Annotated in this window: 18 protein-coding genes and 1 pseudogene; 10 read left to right on the forward strand and 9 right to left on the reverse strand. The window is 31.8% G+C overall.

The features are described from left to right. Nucleotides 1-8: 8 nt before the first annotated feature. Together ACJJVN_RS06410 and ACJJVN_RS06415 are read left to right on the forward strand one after the other, a co-directional pair. Entirely contained in the window at nt 9-1,532 is a 1,524-nt protein-coding gene (locus ACJJVN_RS06410; protein ID WP_405377523.1) for a tyrosine-type recombinase/integrase, read from the forward strand. Nucleotides 1,533-1,583: 51 nt separating this feature from the next. Next, on the forward strand, nt 1,584-1,769 hold the full coding sequence (locus ACJJVN_RS06415; RefSeq protein ID WP_405377524.1) for a hypothetical protein: 186 nt from the start codon (nt 1,584-1,586) through the stop codon (nt 1,767-1,769). A gap of 873 nt (nt 1,770-2,642) precedes the next feature. Here ACJJVN_RS06415 and ACJJVN_RS06420 read toward each other — a convergent pair. Continuing rightward, a complete protein-coding gene (locus ACJJVN_RS06420; protein ID WP_405377525.1) occupies nt 2,643-3,527 on the reverse strand; it encodes a hypothetical protein in 885 nt (294 codons plus the stop codon). 499 nt (nt 3,528-4,026) lie between these two features. Then, nucleotides 4,027-4,293: a hypothetical protein gene (locus ACJJVN_RS06425; RefSeq protein ID WP_405377526.1), complete on the reverse strand. Its 267-nt coding sequence runs from the start codon at nt 4,291-4,293 to the stop codon at nt 4,027-4,029. 410 nt (nt 4,294-4,703) lie between these two features. Here ACJJVN_RS06425 and ACJJVN_RS06430 point away from each other — a divergent pair, with 410 nt between their 5' ends. The 6 genes from ACJJVN_RS06430 (at nt 4,704) to ACJJVN_RS06455 (ending at nt 8,494) form a co-directional block, all read left to right on the forward strand. Then, complete coding sequence (locus ACJJVN_RS06430) at nt 4,704-4,859, forward strand: hypothetical protein (protein WP_405377527.1); 156 nt, start codon at nt 4,704-4,706, stop codon at nt 4,857-4,859. Nucleotides 4,860-4,938: 79 nt separating this feature from the next. Then, nucleotides 4,939-5,370 (forward strand): hypothetical protein, encoded by a 432-nt coding sequence (locus ACJJVN_RS06435; RefSeq protein WP_405377528.1) that lies wholly within the window; start codon nt 4,939-4,941, stop codon nt 5,368-5,370. A gap of 168 nt (nt 5,371-5,538) precedes the next feature. Beyond that, entirely contained in the window at nt 5,539-6,156 is a 618-nt protein-coding gene (locus ACJJVN_RS06440) for a site-specific integrase (RefSeq protein WP_405377529.1), read from the forward strand. A gap of 98 nt (nt 6,157-6,254) precedes the next feature. After that, nucleotides 6,255-7,694 carry a hypothetical protein gene (locus ACJJVN_RS06445; RefSeq protein ID WP_405377530.1) on the forward strand — a complete coding sequence of 480 codons (1,440 nt, stop codon included), beginning with the start codon at nt 6,255-6,257 and terminating at the stop codon, nt 7,692-7,694. Then, entirely contained in the window at nt 7,687-7,827 is a 141-nt protein-coding gene (locus ACJJVN_RS06450) for a hypothetical protein (RefSeq protein WP_405377531.1), read from the forward strand. Before ACJJVN_RS06445 ends, ACJJVN_RS06450 begins: the two co-directional genes overlap by 8 nt. Nucleotides 7,828-8,296: 469 nt before the next feature. Next, entirely contained in the window at nt 8,297-8,494 is a 198-nt protein-coding gene (locus tag ACJJVN_RS06455; protein ID WP_405377532.1) for a hypothetical protein, read from the forward strand. Between the two features lie 436 nt (nt 8,495-8,930). Here the strand turns inward: ACJJVN_RS06455 and ACJJVN_RS06460 are convergent. The 6 genes and pseudogenes from ACJJVN_RS06460 to ACJJVN_RS06485 all read right to left on the reverse strand — a co-directional run. After that, nucleotides 8,931-9,539, reverse strand: a pseudogene (locus ACJJVN_RS06460) (magnesium chelatase domain-containing protein); the annotation flags it as partial. A gap of 581 nt (nt 9,540-10,120) precedes the next feature. Continuing rightward, complete coding sequence (locus tag ACJJVN_RS06465; RefSeq protein ID WP_104515216.1) at nt 10,121-10,774, reverse strand: response regulator transcription factor; 654 nt, start codon at nt 10,772-10,774, stop codon at nt 10,121-10,123. A gap of 6 nt (nt 10,775-10,780) precedes the next feature. Further along, entirely contained in the window at nt 10,781-11,572 is a 792-nt protein-coding gene (locus ACJJVN_RS06470) for a sensor histidine kinase (RefSeq protein WP_245890653.1), read from the reverse strand. Then, on the reverse strand, nt 11,527-12,192 hold the full coding sequence (locus tag ACJJVN_RS06475) for a hypothetical protein (RefSeq protein ID WP_405377533.1): 666 nt from the start codon (nt 12,190-12,192) through the stop codon (nt 11,527-11,529). Before ACJJVN_RS06475 ends, ACJJVN_RS06470 begins: the two co-directional genes overlap by 46 nt. 129 nt (nt 12,193-12,321) lie before the next feature. Next, nucleotides 12,322-12,996, reverse strand: a complete 675-nt coding sequence (locus ACJJVN_RS06480) for a hypothetical protein (protein ID WP_405377534.1) — start codon at nt 12,994-12,996, stop codon at nt 12,322-12,324. A 6-nt stretch (nt 12,997-13,002) separates the two neighbouring features. Further along, on the reverse strand, nt 13,003-13,332 hold the full coding sequence (locus tag ACJJVN_RS06485) for a hypothetical protein (protein WP_146080387.1): 330 nt from the start codon (nt 13,330-13,332) through the stop codon (nt 13,003-13,005). Between the two features lie 276 nt (nt 13,333-13,608). On the opposite strand from ACJJVN_RS06485, the gene ACJJVN_RS06490 reads away from it, so the two are divergent. Both ACJJVN_RS06490 and ACJJVN_RS06495 read left to right on the forward strand, forming a co-directional pair. Continuing rightward, on the forward strand, nt 13,609-14,190 hold the full coding sequence (locus ACJJVN_RS06490) for a nitroreductase (RefSeq protein WP_405377535.1): 582 nt from the start codon (nt 13,609-13,611) through the stop codon (nt 14,188-14,190). Nucleotides 14,191-14,345: 155 nt separating this feature from the next. Then, on the forward strand, nt 14,346-16,307 hold the full coding sequence (locus ACJJVN_RS06495; protein ID WP_405369306.1) for a DEAD/DEAH box helicase: 1,962 nt from the start codon (nt 14,346-14,348) through the stop codon (nt 16,305-16,307). A 1,435-nt stretch (nt 16,308-17,742) separates the two neighbouring features. On the opposite strand, the gene ACJJVN_RS06500 is transcribed toward ACJJVN_RS06495, so the two are convergent. Beyond that, nucleotides 17,743-19,707, reverse strand: a complete 1,965-nt coding sequence (locus ACJJVN_RS06500) for an endonuclease (RefSeq protein ID WP_405377536.1) — start codon at nt 19,705-19,707, stop codon at nt 17,743-17,745. Nucleotides 19,708-19,719 lie beyond the last annotated feature (12 nt).

A 19,719-nucleotide genomic window follows, 5' to 3' on the forward strand; every position in this document is an offset into this window, starting at 1 on the left:
ACTAAACTATGAGTGTAAAAATAATTTACAGACCAGTAAGTAAAAATGATAAGGTGGGTTATCTGAAAGTAAGGGTAATCGAAAACAGAAAACCAACGGTTAAAAGTCTAAAGATAAAAATAAAAGGTAAGAACTGGTTAGATGATAAACAACGAGTAAGTAAGAACGAACCCAATGCGGATGCTATTAATGATAAACTCGATGAGGTTCTTAGAGATTTAAGTAAACACGATGCACCATCACAGGCGTTAAAAACCACAAATAAAACAATGCTAACGTTTTACGATGAGGTAATAAGTACTATTCTCAATAATGGTACTAAATTAAAATATATAGGAATCCGTAATAGGTTTGAAAGTTATCTAAATTCCATAGGTTATAAAGACCTTAAATTCATACAATTAACACCTCAACACGTTAACGCATTTCATACCTATATTAGAAACGATGGAGCATCAACCAATACAGCAAACTACAATCTAAAAAGTTTTAAAGCATTGGTTAACAAGGCAATAAATAGCGGAATAGTTAACTACACAAATAATCCGTTTGCACTACTAAAGTTAAAGTTTACGCCCACCACCAATAAAACACTAACAGCCGATGAGGTAACTAGGTTACTAGATAAAAAGAAATTTATTGACCATCGCAAGGAACGTTATAATAACCTCAACGTAAGTATAGGAGAATTTCGAGATATATTTCTGTTTCAGTTATTCTCACAAGGTCTAAGATGTTCAGATGTACAGTTATTAAGGTGGAGCGATTTAAAGAGCCTTAACGGTGCTATAATAATGGAGTACACACAATATAAGACTAAGAAGAAAATGCGCCTTAGACTAACTTTAATAGCATTAAAACAACTTAATAGTAGGTTGGTTAAACTAGATAAAGAATTTAATAGTAAATTGTTTAAACTTGAAGCTCTAAGAGATAGTTACAAGTCAGTACTGGCAACCACTAAACAGATGGTTAAAGAACGAAAGACAGAACAAACCAAACAAGCAATAGATGAAGCGTGGAAAAAGGCAAACAAACAAGAAAACGATGCAGATATAAGAGCCTACGGTAATTTAGTAGCAGATACAGCTCAAGATTTAGCTATTAACCACGCACTAGACCAAATTAAAAGTATTGAGAATGATATTTATAGTCTATATCTCAACACCATAGACCAAATAGAAGACCGTAAAACGTTTATATTTCATTTCCTAAAGAATGAAAACTATAAGAATTACAAGGATGGTGCAAACCTCACACCGTTACAGTATAAGAGGTTAACAGGAACTAGACATTACTATAACAGAATACTAAAGCAAATAGCAACCCAATGTGATATAAATATTAACCTAACCTCACACGTTGCACGGCACACTTACACCCAATTACTACTAGATAATAGAGCGGATGTAATTGCAGTTAGTCAGAGTTTAGGACATTCACACATAGCAACAACACAAGCCTATATAAAGCAATTACCAAATAGCAGTCTATTGGAGATAAACGATGTGTTAAGTGATAAGTTTAATTAAGTAAAGTTCACATGATCCGCAAAGCGGATGATGTGAACCTATATTTGTATTATGAGCAAATCGAACGATAAGAAAATTTATTATAAACATATTCCAAGTGGTCAAGTTGGTAGGTTTAAAAGAATCAGTTATGACTATTATAACGATGGTAAGAAGCAAACCGAGATAATTTTAGATAATGGTAAAGTGCTTATAGGAGCTATGAATGAATTTGAAAGAACTTATTTGAAAATATAAAATCTTACCTTATGTGTTATGCTTTTGCGAAAGTGTTAATAACTTCAAGAATTCACTAGAATTAAGGATTAAAGCTTAAATTTTTAATCGGTGATATTCTCCTTTAAACGGATTTAAAAGTCTTAAATTACAAATGGAACTAGGTTAATTTGTAAAAACACTAATTATATCTAGGTAAAAAATAATTCACAGCAAGCCTAACACTAGCGTTGAAAACTTGTTTAAAAGCTAAGTCCTATAAACAGACTTGCATCTACTTATAGGACTATCTTTACCATAATGATAATTATAATCATAAGGTTACCTAAAGCAAGGGATTTGCTAAGGTTAGTAGCTAGATTATATCCTCTACTTTACATTGCGATGGATATAGTCGACAGTCATTTCTAAAGGAACGACTGATAATCAAAGGGATAGCTCGATACTATCCCTTTTTTTATTGGTACAAATTTAAACTAAATGTCTTGTCATTGTCGTGATGATGTCGACAAATATACACCAGTTATGAACATAAATACCATCATATAGTGGTAAACTGGAGCATATAAAGATACATATAGGGGTAAACTCGAGCATATAAAACTACAATAAGTATTTAGTTTAAAAGTAATAATAGCATCTCATATTGATATAATCATAAGTAAATCACCATATCAAACTGTAGACTTTTTTCCTGGAACTGGTGGATTATCTAAGGAACACACTAACTTTTATTTAATAACTCTATTCACTTGAATAGCTAAAGACTTACCACGTAGAACTAAAGGAATATTAAATCCTAATTTGTGGTGCAATCTCTTATATTGGCTTATAGTTATCTTAATAGTCATACTATAAATACGAAACAAATTATTAAAATCCAATAAATTATTACTATTTAGGTTTGTACTTGAAAGTTAAGTTTTTAACATCCTTTAAAGGGTAAATTCTATTTAGACTTTCCTTGTGATTTCGCAGAAAAATATAATTACTAGTTTTACCTATATATCTCAAATTTGAATCACTGATAACCTTTTTATTATCGTAATCAAATTCAACAGTTGTAAAGTCTTCACCGTAAATAGTTAAATATGCTTCGGTATTCTGTAAAATTATTAGATTGCCTACAAATAGGATAAATATTGTAAACAAGATAATGTTCTTTTTAATTTTAGTTGCAAACAAATCATTAGTCATAATCAGTATCGCAATATGAAAAATTATTGTTAAACCTATAAGAGAAATCTCATTGTAGTACTTGTTAATGAATAAGCTTTCTAAGTCTGTTTTTATGTCTATAATACCTGATACATAAATGAAAAGATATAAACCTATGAAAGCGAACAGTATTAGGCGAAACACACAAGAAATAAGCGTCGTGAAAATTTGAAAAATACGCTTTCCTTTACTTATTTCGACTGGATTTTTAAAATACCTAACCAGTGCATAAAGTTTAATAAATGGAAATAAATAGAAGTAAAAAAAACTCTTTTTTAACTTTTTAAAAAACTTTTTCTCAAATCTCTCATTCTCTAAATAATCCTTATTTTTTTCTTTAACACCACTAACTAGTATAAGTACAATTAACAGTATCGCTCCTTGAGTTATTATAAGTGGATATGATAAAAAAACAAATGAAAGAAGTATTTCACTAATATCCATATAGTGAAAAATGACTATATCAAACTTACGATAGTAAATATCATAACTAATGAATCCTAAAAATACAAGTATAGGATAAGCAATTGGTAAATACTTTAAGTAAGATGATTTTTCCATTTATAAACTAATGATTAAAAAAGAGTTAGTTATTGTTAATTTGCTTATTTCAAAACAAGCAAATATAATAGATATGGTGGTAAGCTTTTCTAACTAGATACTATTGAAGTAGTCGAATCATCTAACAAAATTTAGAAAAAATTTAAAAAAAAATTTGAACGGCAATCTATATGAAATATGTTGAATATAAAACACTTACAACAATAAGAGCGGTTACGCCTATTAAATTTGTAGCATTGTCGGGCGTTACAGGCAGGTAGGTAGGGGCTAACGCATACTTAATCAATTATTTACAACAATAACACCTATACTTTTACCCATACGCAACACGTTGATAAACAGTTGTTTAATCACTTATAAGTACCATTAAGCACCTATTAAACACTTAAACAACTTAATATCAATATATTATGTAGGGCATTATATAAGGGAATGTTAACACCAGTAAAACCGTTATTAGTATATCCAATGCGTGCAAGTTAGACCACCTACACCCCTATTAACTAGTCAATCTCTTAACCTCGATAATTGCAGTATCAACCAAGTAGAAAACATACATCACATCTTCATAGGTATGATACATATCACCATAGCAACCACTTAGAACTTCACCGACTGTAACAAATCCATTTAGTTGTTCTAACCAGTTAACTATTACTGTTTCAGTTACCTCATCATTATTAAAGTAGAATGCAATGTTAACGTCTTCAAATTCCATTACTACGTTTGCATTTATAGTTTGCTTAACTTCATTTCTTGTACTCATAATTTTATATTTTTTTTTATTAATTATGATGCAATTACGAGGTTATTACGCTGTAAAACAAGGTTTTAATTTATCTAAAATAAGATTGTGCTAAAATTATACAACTAGATTTAATCAATTTTAAATATGCTTGAATGTCAATGAAAACGGGCATTTATATATGAGCGACATCTAAGCAAGCGAATGTTAAATATTTATTAAAATTATTATTACTATGTTTTTCATCGAATTGGTGATATAGTTACGCCCCTAATTTTACCCATACGCAAATAATTAATTTAAATTGTAACTATTATAAAATAAAATGGTTACAAATTGTTCTAAAAAATAAGTAATACAAACAGTTGAATAAATGTAATACGTGTACTATATATTATATGTGGTTTATCTAATTAACCACACAATAAAATATGAAAAACACAATGTTAACCGTAAGAATCTCAAATGAACTTAAACAGAATCTTACTAATGCAGCGAAAGCAAACAATACGACAGTAGGAGCATACGTCCGTAAACTAATAACTAAAAGTAACGACGGTATGAATGGAAAAGAATCACAATTATAATAGAGGTGGGTTTAACCTTAACTATTCAAACGGTTTCAATTTAGAAACTAAAACATTTAAAAAATATAAAAAATTCTTTATGCATATACTATCTGCTGACCAGTTAGAACTAACTACAAGGGGTCTAATCGATAAGGCAACTGGAACAGATGCAATTGCTATGATACAAGGTAATGTGTATGGTATAAGTTTACGAGTACGTTCTAGCGATTATAACAGCTTCACCCTAAGTCGAAATATAAACGATATAGCTAGTGAGGTAAAGAAATGGTGTAAGAATCGTTCTAACAAGATTAAACCAGCCTATCACGTTCAAATAAGTGAACGAGCAGATAACACTATAAAGGTTACACGCATTAACATAGATGCATTTAGTATATGGTTGCGTTATGCAAATAAAAATAATAAACTAGAACAGTATTATAATAAAAAATTGTTAGCCTATGAGTTTGCCCTAGATAATATCCCTAATGCAGATGGCATTTTTACAGACATTTACCCAATAGATTAAAACCGTTTACTTAATGTATATTGTGTAAACGAAATTAAAATACTAAAACGCTAAATATCAATTAGTTAATAAATGTATGATGAAAAGCTTTTACATAATGTATATATTTACTATCATTGTGTAAATGAAATAAGAATAGCATACTATTTATATTAAAACGATAGCACGATGAAAAAGACAGAAAAACTAAACTATAACAGCACTATGAAATTTGCTAACACCAAATTAACTAATAACCAAACGAACCAAACTAAAAGAATGACCGACAAGGCATTTGGTCTATTGGTAAAAGTCTGTTTAAAAACTGGAATCCGTGCAAGTGATTTACTAAACCTCAACTATGACCAGTTTACAGAAAACCGTACAGCACCTAATACTTTTACATTAGAATATTTCATAACTAAAACAAATAGCAAGAACGTTGTACCAGTTGGAGCGGATTTAATGCGCTCTATTCAAGTTTATAAAATGGAATGCCTTGAAGCATACGGAACGGTTAACGGTAAGATATTCTATAATTATAACACCAATAAACTATATACTAGAGTTTGGGCAAGCCAACGCATAGCGAAAGCAAACAAGAATGGAATGTTAGGACAAGTTGTGAACGTTGCAGGAATGCACAGCGTTAGACGCACCGCAGTTGTTGAGGTATTTGAACAGAATCAAGATTTAAGAGTAGCACAGGCATTTTTAGGTCATAAAAACATATTAACCACCAGTAACTATCTACAAGATAATAAGACCACGATGCAAGATAAATTAAGACTAGCATTATGCGAGTAAATAATAAATAATAATCTAACGGTACATGGATCACGCAGTGATCCATATTCCGTTAGAATAGTAAACCATCTTGAGAACGTGGTAAGTAAACTAAACCAATGCAACACAACCAAACATTAAAAACACTAGACGGAATAGCACCGTTGGTAATGGCAACAAACTATTACAAGAGTAAATTAAAAAAAACAGATAAAGAAATATTACTGGATAAGGTAAATATAGTAACCAACAGTATCATAAAGGGTAACCGTAAAAATTGGTTACTTCCATATTTCGAACCAGTACCATTAAGTACCGATATTTTACAAGAACAACTAGGACGTAACTACAAGCAAATACTATCGTTGCTGATTGACTTAAAACTGGTTGAAACTGATAACAGATATTTAACCACCTCAACGGCAAACAAATTAAGTAAAACACACGGTAAGGATATAGCACCCAAATCTAAATCTTACGGTTTCACGTCTAAGGCTAAAGCGATGCAAATCGTTAAAACTGGAATCATTACCAATAGAGTAATTAAGAAAATACTAGTAGCTAAAAGCAACGACCTAAACAAATATCTCAAGGATAAGGACGTACACAATAAAATCATTAATAACCTCACGCAGCTAACCTTTACAATTGATAGCCTAAAGGATGCGTTAAGAATTGCCAACGTACACGAACCACAGGAACTAAAACACCGTGAAGACTGTTTTAACGGTTTGCAGGAACTAAACACCATTACAACGGTAAAAGGTCTAAAATCTTCAAACAGTTTCTTTTACAATGCAGAAAATAAAACTGGTAGAGTTTACAACTACTATAACAACATACCTAAAGAATATCGTAAGCACCTACGACATCAAGACGGTACGCAATTAGTAGAAATAGACCTCAAGAACAGCCAACCACTACTGTTAACACTTTTACTATTTGAAGCGGTTACTGGTCAAGCTAATGATACCATAAACACCAACACCAATACAAGTAAAAATGTTAGTATAATACGTTGGTTTGAAGCTAATAAGAAAGCAATCATTAAAGAGATAGCACCAACTAAAACGGATTATAACGACTTACTAAAGGAACTAGACGGTCTTATAGAGAACGTTAGTACTGGTAAATTCTATGAGCAACTTAGATACGCTGCTATACTTCAAGATTTACCGGCAGAAATGGACTATAAAGTATTGAAAATGAGTGTTTTAAAGTGTATATTCAGTTATGCGAATACGGAACTATCTGAAATGGAGCGAGTTATAAACTATCGCTACCCATATTTATTAAAATTTATGCGTTATATCAAATTGAACCGTAACCATAAGGAAGTTAGTCACTTAGCTCAAATATATGAAAGTAGTATCTTCATTGATAAAACCTTTAATAATCTGGATAACAATACATTTGCAATTCCTTTACACGACAGCATTATCTGTAAAGTTCAAGATTTAGATAAAATAAAAACGCTCGTAAATAATGCGATTACAGAGACTTTTAGACTCAACGCAACAACTACTAGCAAACTACTAACAACAACTTATTATGCGTAACTTAAACAGCATCACAGACCACTACGGCAACACCTACCTATATGATAATAATGGTAACATAGATAGTTACAGGGATAAACACGGAATAATCTATGATAAAGTTGGTAAAGAAATTGCTATGATGGAGCTATAAAACCATTACCAAATACAGATACCTAGATGCATTTCTAGTTTACAAATCCTAACGGCAATTTCTCAAGCTATTAGGGTTTATTTGTATCTATTAACTATATGCCTCAACCACTATTTAAGACCTAAATAACGCTATTTTAGAGCAGTTAGTAATAATATGATACTAGTTATTCTACTAGTTCAACTATCGTTAGAACGTTTTAAAATGAGTATTTAATATGATTAATATAAAATTATTTTAGTTGTTTAATTATCAATTAGTTAAGTTGTAATCTATTATATGAATACTCTTGAACTATTAGTGTTTATAGTGCATACCGAGCAAGTGCATAACACTTATAAGAATATATAATATATTTAATTATTATAAAACTCATTATACCAAATACCAGTATAACTAAAATAGATTAAAACTAAAATACTATAATATCATAAACTAAATTTAATTAGATTTAAACTAAATATCTATTATGCTTAACTGGTTCAAGAATGATAATGAAGAAAATGATTATAGATATAACAAGTTACCCTATGAAAATGATAGTCGGTTATGGTTCTTTAGAACTAGACTAGGTAAATTAATTATGTGGTTACTAGTAGTTTTTATAGTTGGTGGTTTAATCTATACCCACTTTATAGAAAGATTCTTATTACCAAATTTTTACTAAATAATGTTTAAAGGTCAGCGTTAAAAAAAAACAGGGATTAATATCCCAAACTAAAGCTTAAAATAGTTAACGCTAATGCTAATGCTATTGTACCTGATTACATTGTCCTAATTTTAGAGATTATAACTTTAGCAACTATAGTAATTCCCAAAACCATTAAATCTTTTATTAAAGGGTCAATCTCATTCATTTCTGAAGAGTTATTTATCGTGGATAAATTTAAATCAAGTAGCGGTATTTCATTATTAAGGTTATTCATATTTATGTTTTTAAAATTATAAAATATGCTGACCTTAAACATCGAGACAAATATAGTAATAACAATTAACTCATATAAATTTAAAGTTGGTATAGTAAAATACCTTGATTTGTTTATCAATTGTTGTACAATAAATAAATAAAAATTATAAACAGCTATAATTCAATAAGTATACTATATCAATTCTAGACCTTTTACATCTGCAAAGTCAAATTCTGGATGTTCTAGTGCTTGGAAAAATTCATCTCTAGTATCTACCACGGTAGGTTCAAGTTCTTTTTCACCATTAAAAAATTCTATGACTTCTAGAATATTATCTACTCCATAGACATTTAGATTATCTACTATAGCAGCTTCTCTAGCGTTTTGCTTGGGTAGTATAAAACCCTTATATCCTTCTTCTCTGGCTTTAATAGCAATGGGTAATGCGCCTCTTATAGGCTGTAGTTGTCCATCTAGGGATAATTCTCCCATGATAATGTAGTCTTTGAAAAGGTCGGTAGTGATCTGTCCAGATGCATTAAGTATTCCTAATGCTAGCGGTAGATCATATGCGCTACCTTCTTTTCTAAGATCGGCAGGAGAGAGATTTAAAATTAGTTTCTTACCAGGCATTTTATAACCTACATTTTTAAGAGCAGCAGTGATGCGATAAGAGCTCTCACTTATTGCTTTATCTGGTAATCCTACTAGGTGGTATCCTATTCCTTTATCGGCATTTACCTCTACGGTAATAGTAGTAGCCTCAACGCCAAAAACGGCACTACCATAAACTTTTGTAAGCATGAAGTTGGTTTATTTCCTAAATGTAAGAAAGTTGTGCTTAATTTTAAAGTTTGTGAACTGTCTGATAACGTTTTAATGAATAATCAGTTAAAAAGTTGTAAAAAGCAGTTTAAAGAAAAAAAAATGGAGCCTTGGCTCCATTTTTCAACTTTTTTTAGAAGTTGGTAATTTTGATTTATAACATGTAAATCCCTAATTCTACTCGTTATACATTCAATATTAGGACGAATATAAGATTAAAAAAAGGCATATTACCATCTTATACATAACATAACTCTAGTAACTAGCTATGTTTTAGATGAATGGTTAAATTAATCTGTAACAGTCACTTAGCAGGAGTAGATCTACGGATGTAGATATAGAATGAGGCAATAGAATCAATAAATAACTAATGGTATTAGTAAATGAAAAATGGGACCGAAGTCCCATTTAAATCTCATTCCCTACAATGAAACTTTTTTCTTGATGTATAAGTGGTCCCCTGAACTACCACTTAAAATCATTTTTATTTACATTGTAAATGTATACCGATTTGTAATTCTACACATGAGTATAAATACCCATTTTAAGAACGACATGTTTTATTTAAGGTTGATAAGACTGTTTTGAATAGCAAATGCTACCAGACCGGCAACGTTGCGACTATCTGTTTTATCTAATAAACTATCTCTATGTCTGTCCACGGTACGAGTAGATATAAATAATAAATCTGCTATTTCTTTAGTAGTGTGTTGCTTGCAAATTAATTCTAATACTTCTTTTTCCCTGTCGCTGATTAATTTTTTATCTAGAGCACTTTTCTTAAAGTTTTGGTTTTGTGAATTCTCATGTAATATAGCCAGTAGCTTTTCATTATAATAAAATCCTTTTTCATGTACTTCTTTAATAGTTTTGTACACCTCTTCTGGTTTAGAGTTTTTTACTAGGTAAGAAACCGCTCCTACACCTAACATGTTAGAAATAAAAACATCAGTATCATAACTAGATAGAGCAATCACTTTAAGACCAGGGAAGTCTTTGTGTATTTTTTTAGTAGCCTCTATACCATTAAGAACAGGCATTTTTAAATCGGTAATAATAACATCAGGCATCACAACACAGTCATTAAGCTGGTCTATCATTTCCTGACCGTTAGTTGCGGTAAAGAGGACATTGAAATGAGCGTTTCTATTCAGCATAAAACTCAATGTTTCTAGAAATAGGGTCTCATCGTCTGCTAGAGCAAGGTTAATCATAAGTATCTAGGGGTTAGTTGGGAATTCAAAGGTATATAAAACCCCTTGATTAATAGAGGTTTCTAATGTCATACTTCCTCTTAAAATAGAAACACGACTGTTGATGTTACTAGTCCCTAATCCTTTCCCTGTATTCTCCTGAAAACCTATACCGTTATCACGGTAAACCATGCTTTTTACGTTACTTGTAGTTAGCGATAGATGGATATGGTTTGCCTGACTATATTTGAGTGAGTTATTGAATAATTCCTGTACTATCCTATAAGTATGTAACTGCTGGTCAGAGGTTAATACAGACTCATCCCAATCGCAATCAAAGTTTATTTTTAATTGATCGTTATGTATGGAATCCACGAGTTCTGTAAGCGCCTGGCACAAACCAAATCTTTCCAAAACTGGTGGTAATAGATCATGTGCTAGCCTACGAGCATTTTCTAGTGTTTTTGCAGTAGCATTTTGAATACGATCTAGCAGTAAATCACGGTCATCTTTACTTAAGGTAGTATCAGTAAGTAAATTTGTGTTTAAAGAAATAACATTAAGTTTTGCACTTATCTCATCATGTAATTCTCTTGCAATACGATGTCGTTCTTTCTCTTGAGTTAATAAAGTTGCCTCTATGACATCTTCCTGAGCTTTAATTTTAGTATCTCTTACCTCTAGATCTGCTTTGGTTATCCGCTTTCGCGAAAGCAAGAAAAAAATAACCATCCCGACAGAGAATAAAATGATAAAAACCATCAACCCTATCGCTACATAGTTGATGGTTGTATTTGAGATTTGAAGTAGAGTAAACATTGGTATAAAAATAAAAGATGTAAACTTAGTAATGGCAGTATATGTAGTAAAAGTTTTAATTTGTTAATGTGATCTTCTATTCCTGCTTGAAATGGAAATGTCACAAAATTGATTAATGAACAACCTATCATTAAAAATATCCCTATGTTAATGAATGGATAACCATACCTATTCTTTAATAAATCTGTGAAATAGACAGTACTCATTAATAATAGTATGGGTAAGGTGATAAAGGCCGCCCATGGAGTAAATGTCATAATGAGTTTATAATCTATGAGATATGGAAGGGCTGTAATGAATAGAATGACTGTAATAAAAGCATTTAACAAATAAGAGAACCTTCTTTTATGCAAGACATTTTTATAAAATAATGAAAAGGCTATAAATTGTAAAACAATAAAGAAGAAGTAAAATGGAGCATTGGTTTTTTCTCCTAAAAAAAGAATAACGTCGTTCCTTATTAAGTTAGAAAGTACTTCTGTACTAGCTGCAGTTATTAAGTAAATTAATAAATATTTAAAAATACGATAGCCAGTAGCTACGGCAACTGCGTAGAATATTAAGTTTATGCCTATTAGAATGTAATAGCATACTATTAGAATATCATAAATTTCATTCAATGGCGCTGGACTTAGATAGCCTCATCAAAATACATTTTAAGTATTGTATTTTTAGGACTGTTAAGTTAAACTAATCTGTTTTAAAGTGAAGCTACTTAGGCAATATAGAAAACATAGCAAATTATTCATTTATTTTACCACTATGACTGTTTCTTTTCTTTTCTTAAAAGAGAGATAGATTTGATAAAAAAGTAGGGTATGAAGTAAAAGAATAGGGGTAATGTGTAAACTCTTCTTAATAAGTAACAAGTCATAATTTATATTTTCATAAAATGTTGCAGAACTTAGAAAAATAAGAGTGCAACTTGTGACCATATAAATACCTATATTGATAAATATGTAACCTTTTTCACCTTTTAATAAGTCATAAAAATATACGGTACTTAATAATAAAAGAAAGGGTAGAGTAATAAAACTTAACCATGGATTGTGAGTCATAAAAGTATTTAAATCAATGATATAAATAGAATAGGCGATTACACTTATCATGCAAAAAATTATGTAAAAGTACTTTTGAAACCAGATGTTTTTAATATTTGTTTTATAAAAATACGAGAAACTTAGAAACTGTATCGTTAAGAATAAGGTGTTGAAAGGAGCATTGGTAACCTCACCGAATATTGTAATAATATCTTCTCGAATTAAATAAGTGCCTGTTTCAGCCATCAACGCACCCATTAAATACAATAAAATAGGAATAAATTTTTTCCCACCTAAAAATATTGCTGCTGAATATCCGCAGATATTCAACAGCAAAAAAAATAAATAGAAATTAAATAAATATTTATAGATTTCAATCCACATATTGAGCTATTCCAAAGTCATTAAAGGACTGTTAACATCTCCTTCTTTAGGAGGAATAGTAGAGGTAGCATCATAGATAAACCATTCCTTAGTAGCATCTATCATATCCTTACCATTTTTATCAACGCCTACTATTAGCGTTTTTAATGTTCCTTTGCCGTCTATTGCTAGGTATAGTCTTGTGTTTACCGCACCAGACTCTGCTAGAGTTTCTGCAAAATCTACTCCAGGAGCTTCATATGCCTTTATGGTGTTTCCAAGAATTTTATTTTCACTACTTCTCCAATTTGCTACCCATTTTTGGGCGTCTGATAATGGTACTACGTTTTCTGCCATTGTTACTCTTTTAGTTGGTTTATAATTCAGGTCTAAAATAATAATAAAAACACAATTCCATAAGTTATTCTTATGTTCTAATTCGGCAAGCTCTTTCAATTATTCCGAGAAAACGGTAATTTATGTTAACTAAGCCATTTTAATGTAGTTCTATAATGATGGATAATTTATTTTACTCTTTAATAACGCCTTTGCTTTGATTCAACTTAAGTATTAGGAAAAGGTGTTTTTAAATTTTTGCTTTCGCGAAAGCGTAACAACCATTATCTTTAATTCATGAAAAAGACATTAAAACAATTAATCCAGACACGTCGCAGTATTTTTCCTGCACAATATACAAATGGAGTTATACCGCAATCTGATTTATTGAAAATTTTAGAGAGTGCAAGATGGGCACCTAATCATAGAAAAACAGAACCATGGCGTTATAAAGTATTACAAGGAAATGCCTTGATAGATTTAGGGAACTTTATGGTTGAGCAGTTTAGTCTATCTACAGATAAAGCAGTACCACTTAAACTTAAAAAACTTCAAGAAAAACTAGAAGTAACCTCTGCGATGATTTTGATTTTTAAATCTAGAGATGTAAAAGAGTCGATTCCAGAATGGGAGGAAATAGCCGCTGTAAGTATGAGTGTGCAAAATATGTGGCTTACTACACACGATCTTGGGTATGGATGTTATTGGAGTTCTCCTAAACCATTTGCAGACATGTCAAAATTTTCAAAAATCACGGTAGATGATAGAGAGGAGTTTTTAGGTTTCTTTTATATAGGTACTTATGATAATGATGCGGTAGGTTCTTTAAGTATACCAGAGAGAAAAAGTATAGAAGAATTTACACAATTTGTACAGTAAAAAGAGAGAGAGCTTATGGTTTTACGTTTAAATTTAATAGCTTGTGTTGTTAAGAGTTTTTATACTAAAACTGCGATATTATATCTATAAAATTTCTATATAATAAAAAATTCATTTATTAGTCGTACTTTTGCAAAATAATTAAACACAGTTATTTGAAAAATTTTGAAGACTTAGGTCTATCACAACCGTTATTAGACGGTCTTGCTGAAATGGGTTTTGAAACTCCTACGGAGATTCAGCAGCAAGCTATTCCATTATTGCTTAAGCATGATGGTGATTTTATAGGTCTGGCGCAGACTGGTACAGGGAAAACCGCAGCATTCGGTATACCATTATTAGAGTTAATGGATACCAGCTCAAGAGACACGCAGGCACTTATACTAGCCCCAACGCGTGAATTAGCACAACAAATTTGTCGTCAGATAGAAGCGATGTCTCAAAAAATGGGAAGACTTAATGTCGTACCTGTTTTTGGAGGAGCAAATATCATGGGTCAGATCAAAGACATTAGACGTGGAGCGCAAGTGATTGTGGCAACTCCAGGGCGTCTTATGGATCTTATGAAACGTCGTGAGGTAAAACTCGATGCGTTGAGATTCTTGATTCTTGATGAAGCAGATGAGATGTTGAACATGGGTTTCCGTGAAGACATTGATTTTATTCTTTCTAAGACAGATGTAGGTCGTAATATCTGGTTGTTCTCTGCTACAATGGCAAGAGAGATCAAGAAGATAGTAGATACGTACATGGTAAATCCAGAAGAGGTACGTATCAACCGCGAGAACATAGTAAACACAAATATATCTCACCAATTTGTTCAACTTAAAGCTCGAGATAAAACAGAAGCTCTAAGAAGAATGCTTGATTTTAATCAAGATATGTTTGGTGTAGTATTTTGTCGTACAAAAAGAGATACACAACAAGTAGCAGACGAGTTGAATAACAACGGTTATGCAACAGAAGCACTTCATGGAGATATGTCACAAGCACAGCGTGACGCGGCTATGAAACGTTTTAGAAATAAAAATCTAAAATTGTTGATAGCTACAGATGTTGCTGCTCGTGGTATTGATGTAGAAGACATTACACATGTAATTCATTTTGCGTTACCAGAAGATCCAGAATTTTATACACACCGTTCTGGTCGTACCGCTCGTGCAGGTAAAAAAGGAGAATCTATTGCGTTTATTACTAAAGGTGATATTCGTAAGATGAGATATATGGAAAGTAAGCTTTCTATTAAATTTGAAAGATCTGAGATTCCAGCGTTAGAAGCGATAACTGCTAGACGTATTACTAAATGGACAGAAGGTATAAAAGATCTAGAAGTTAATGATAAAATTAGCGATGAGCTTCTTGATGAAGTGAAAACTAGTCTTGAAGATATTACTAAAGAAGAGTTGATAGGTAAGTTTTTAAGCCAAGAGTTTAATAAGATTTATAAGCGTAATTCTATTACAGATCTTAATGATAATTCAAAGCCGCGCGAGGATAGAGGTGAGTACCGTGAAAGAAAGCCGAGATCCAGAGGTAAGGAAGATGGGATGAAGACCTATTTTATTAACTTAGGTCGCAAAGATGATGTGAATAAAGGAGCGTTATTAGGTTTTGTATGTGATGTAACTGGTATTTCTGGAAATGACATAGGTCGTATTGTTTTAGATGGTGCCCATTCTTTTATGGATGTAAAGGAAGAAGTAGCTTCTCAAATGGAGAAGTTGAATGGACAAGAGCGTAATAAACGTGAGATCAGAGCAAACGTACACGAAGGTGAAGTGAGAGAATCGAGAGATCGTGGAGGACGTGATGGTGGCCGCGGTAGAGGTGGTTACAAAGGTCGTAGAGATGGAGATTCTAGATCTGGCGGTGGTTTCAAAGGCCGTCGTAGAGATGGAGATTCTGGAGGCGGTAGCAGTCATAGAGGTCGTCGTGATGATAGTTCTAGCTCTGGCGGAGGGTTCAAAGGTCGTAGTTCTAGATCTAATGATGATTCTCGTTCCGGTAGTAGTTTTAGAGATCGTGATTCTAAGCCTAGAAGAGATAATTCTGGTTCTAATGATTCTGGTGGTAATAAAGGAAAGCGATCTAAGTTTTTTGGTTCTAAATGGGACTAATTAATTTAATAGTTTTAAATATAGAAAAAATCCTATCTCTTTTGAGATGGGATTTTTTTTATTATATAAAATTTGTCAATTTCATTTCGACACACAAGGACTTGGATTTTTAACTGGTTTGACTTCTTTATTCGGATTAATGTGTTATCGATATAGCTGTTTGTTGGTTAATGTTATGTGCGGATAAGATGATTTTGAATAGGTTTTCTTGATTAAAAGGGTGTCTTCTTGATTTGATTTTACTGTAAGCTATTGTTAGTTAAGTAGTTGATTAATTGCTTTGTTTTTATTTCGATTTTATTAATAAAAAGTTAGGAATTTAAATAAAAGGGGTTGTATATTTGCAGCCGCTTAGGAAAACAGCTAAATGTTTAACGAGGCAAATGTTCTTCAGATAGGTTAAAAGATCAGTTAGTGAGTCGTGAAGATTTGCAGTAAGATTTTAACTAAGGTATTTGAAGTTACCTTTCCGAACAGAGAAGTTAAGCCCATTTGCGCAGATGGTACTGCTATTTGTGGGAGAGTATGTCGCCGCCTTCTTTTAAACCCTTGTCAATTAGACAAGGGTTTTTTTTGTTTATACATGTCCGTTCTAGAATGAATAATGTTATGAGTTTGTTCATCTAGAATAATTATAAGTTCGTATCGAGAGTTGTTGAGTAAGTTTTATTGTTTGTTTTATGCTGGGTTCATATATGAAAGTTTAGGTTTGATTTTTGGTGTATACATATTTATTAAAAATCAGTAGTCATAGAGATTAGTTCAGGCCAATTATATGTTGTCAAATTATTACACTATAGTATGTTAATTTAATCCTTTAGCTAATTAAAATTATTCTACACGATATTCATGAAAAACACAAAGCTATCATTAAGCTAAACAAATTAACAATTTTAAGACTCTGAAACTACTAATTGGCGTGAACAGACAAAGGTGGATAATATTTAGAGTCAAATAATCTGATGTATAACACGCTATACTGCCACAAATAATGTCTCGAACAAAAGTTTAAATTGAATGACGCATTCCAAATGGTTCTTGTGAGATTTATGAATTATAATAAGCTTTATGTTTTCACACCTACAACCATTACCAAAACAACGGTATACTAATGGAATCCCTCACTCGCACTATACTTTTATTGTTGTTATTTATTATTCAGAGACAGAAAACTACAGTTTAAATGGTGTTAAGTTATACTAGATAAAAATGTTTTCATTAATAGAAAAATACAAAGTGTTAAGTCAAAGATTATACTTGTTGAATAATATATTCTATTTAAATAACATCTTTCCCCCTTTATCTCTAACCCTCAATAATAGGATTATTTAAAATTTAACTAGAAATAGTAATGGATAAAAAAATCTCAATGAATCTAAATTCATTGAGATTTTAATAAACTATATAGGACCAAATTAATTTTTTGAAAATGACCTTATCTTACTAATAATTTTACGACTTTAGAATTATCACCTTCACTTAGTTTTGCTAGGTACATACCAGTTGTTAAGTTATGGTTTATTCTAATTGTATTTGTTATGTTTTCAGTTCTTACAATTCTACCAAACGAGTCGTAAATAGTAATATTAATTGGCTCATTAACATTTGATATTGTAAAATGGTTGTTTGATGGATTAGGTGTTATAACTATTTTCGATAGTACTTCAGACTGTTCTGAGAGTGTGAAGGTTTGACCTATATTATTACCATAAATTAATTCTACTAAATTTGGATTATCAATGAATGGGTTTCTATTATTTTGCCAGGTGTAAATGACATTATTACGATTCATTTCAAAATCATCTGGTGGATCATTTCTGTGCCATTGTATTAATGTCGCTAGGTCACCTATTTGTCCAGTAGTTGTATTTGCAGGGTTACCATTTACCATAGCAAGATTGTTGTATCTTAAATCCATATAGAATAATGCACGAGCAACGTCACCATGCCAACTACCTTGAGAACCTACAGGACCATTATATTCTGGGAAATCATTATTACCTCTAGAACTGTTTTCTGGACCGTCTGCAGCTCTTAAATGGTGTGCATCACTATTTCCATGTCTTAAACTATCTGCGTTAGTTTCTGTCCATACAGACATGCCGTCTGTAATCTCGTCGTATTCAATTGATGAAAACGGACCTCTTGATCTAGACCAAATGTGTTCTCTATTCCATTTACCTGTATTTGTACTACCTGTTTGGAAGTCTATCACTCTACGTTCTTGTTCCGTATACATTAACCATACGTTGTTAGAGTTTAAAGGAGATACATCTGATTTTTTTAATATTTCTGTTACATCATTGTACGTATGAATACGAACTACGTTTTCTTCAGAAATGAGTGCTGTAATTGCTGTTTCTAGTTGTGGCGATGCTAGATTGTTTAAACTGTTATAATAATCACTCGGTGCAGTGCTAGCTACAATACCATATGTAGGTGCTAGTGGAGTACCGTATGTTGCTACTTGAAAATCATTATCAATCACTACTAGTTCTTCAAGATCTTTTAATCTCTTAAAACCTGTTGGTAAATTATCATCTAAGTTGATACGTAAAGACTCATCACCCTCATCTATTGCATCGTCGGTAATGGTAAAACTTAGTGTTGTACTGGTCTGACCAGCTAGAATAGTAAATGAAGAACCTCCTGTAAAGTCATTTGCATCAAAGCCTTGGTTATCAAAATTAAAACCTAGGGTAAAATCCGTGGTAGGTGCCTCGGTTAGTGTGAAGGTAATGTCAAATGTATCAGGTTCGGTAAGCTCTGTTTTACTAGTTGTGAAACTAACACCATTATAGGTAGGTATTGTAGAATTGTTTAATGAGTGCGGTGTAGGGCTTTTAGTTTCATATGTCCCATCTGTTTTACGTTGTACCGATTCTGTTGTTTTATTACCGTTTTCATTTTCATTGTATTGAACTGTAATACCTAAAAATGTCATCAATGCTACGTTATCAGCATCATCAGTGTCATAAATTAATGCATCAACTAGATTTACTTGAGATGGGAATGTTCTATCTGGCCAGTCTGTATCGTCACCTCTGTAAATTGCTACAGCATCTGCACCTAGTTGTATGTTACTTTCTGCTATATAACGATCTGGAACTGGTGAAACTAGAGAGCTACCTAAGACAACTAAACCATTGTCATCTGTCACAAGACCATCGAGATCTACTGTGTAATAACTACGCCCCATTCCTGTGCTAGAGCTTGTAGAACCATTAAAAAACACCAATACGAAACCATCTAACTGATAAAATGGTACATCAGATTTTAATTCAACAAATTGCCTATCGTTTGTGCTAGGGGTATCTGCATCTAATTCGTTTATGACTACTTGTGATTCCGCTTTCGCGAAAGCGAGAACAACAATTAGTAAAAAGTATAATTTTTTCATTTTAATAGGGGT

This window comes from Nonlabens sp. Asnod3-A02 (assembly GCF_045063755.1).
Classification (GTDB): domain Bacteria; phylum Bacteroidota; class Bacteroidia; order Flavobacteriales; family Flavobacteriaceae; genus Nonlabens; species Nonlabens xylanidelens.

What these genes read in the sequence shown, in the direction of transcription:
- ACJJVN_RS06440 (WP_405377529.1), top strand. Translation starts at nt 5,539, where the DNA reads ATGAAAAAGACAGAAAAACTAAACTATAACAGCACTATGAAATTTGCT.
- ACJJVN_RS06445 (WP_405377530.1), top strand. Translation starts at nt 6,255, where the DNA reads ATGCAACACAACCAAACATTAAAAACACTAGACGGAATAGCACCGTTG.
- ACJJVN_RS06470 (WP_245890653.1), bottom strand. Translation starts at nt 11,572, where the DNA reads ATGTTTACTCTACTTCAAATCTCAAATACAACCATCAACTATGTAGCG.
- ACJJVN_RS06410 (WP_405377523.1), top strand. Translation starts at nt 9, where the DNA reads ATGAGTGTAAAAATAATTTACAGACCAGTAAGTAAAAATGATAAGGTG.
- ACJJVN_RS06415 (WP_405377524.1), top strand. Translation starts at nt 1,584, where the DNA reads ATGAGCAAATCGAACGATAAGAAAATTTATTATAAACATATTCCAAGT.
- ACJJVN_RS06450 (WP_405377531.1), top strand. Translation starts at nt 7,687, where the DNA reads ATGCGTAACTTAAACAGCATCACAGACCACTACGGCAACACCTACCTA.
- ACJJVN_RS06480 (WP_405377534.1), bottom strand. Translation starts at nt 12,996, where the DNA reads ATGTGGATTGAAATCTATAAATATTTATTTAATTTCTATTTATTTTTT.
- ACJJVN_RS06490 (WP_405377535.1), top strand. Translation starts at nt 13,609, where the DNA reads ATGAAAAAGACATTAAAACAATTAATCCAGACACGTCGCAGTATTTTT.
- ACJJVN_RS06435 (WP_405377528.1), top strand. Translation starts at nt 4,939, where the DNA reads ATGCATATACTATCTGCTGACCAGTTAGAACTAACTACAAGGGGTCTA.
- ACJJVN_RS06455 (WP_405377532.1), top strand. Translation starts at nt 8,297, where the DNA reads ATGCTTAACTGGTTCAAGAATGATAATGAAGAAAATGATTATAGATAT.
- ACJJVN_RS06420 (WP_405377525.1), bottom strand. Translation starts at nt 3,527, where the DNA reads ATGGAAAAATCATCTTACTTAAAGTATTTACCAATTGCTTATCCTATA.
- ACJJVN_RS06430 (WP_405377527.1), top strand. Translation starts at nt 4,704, where the DNA reads ATGAAAAACACAATGTTAACCGTAAGAATCTCAAATGAACTTAAACAG.
- ACJJVN_RS06465 (WP_104515216.1), bottom strand. Translation starts at nt 10,774, where the DNA reads ATGATTAACCTTGCTCTAGCAGACGATGAGACCCTATTTCTAGAAACA.
- ACJJVN_RS06425 (WP_405377526.1), bottom strand. Translation starts at nt 4,293, where the DNA reads ATGAGTACAAGAAATGAAGTTAAGCAAACTATAAATGCAAACGTAGTA.
- ACJJVN_RS06485 (WP_146080387.1), bottom strand. Translation starts at nt 13,332, where the DNA reads ATGGCAGAAAACGTAGTACCATTATCAGACGCCCAAAAATGGGTAGCA.
- ACJJVN_RS06500 (WP_405377536.1), bottom strand. Translation starts at nt 19,707, where the DNA reads ATGAAAAAATTATACTTTTTACTAATTGTTGTTCTCGCTTTCGCGAAA.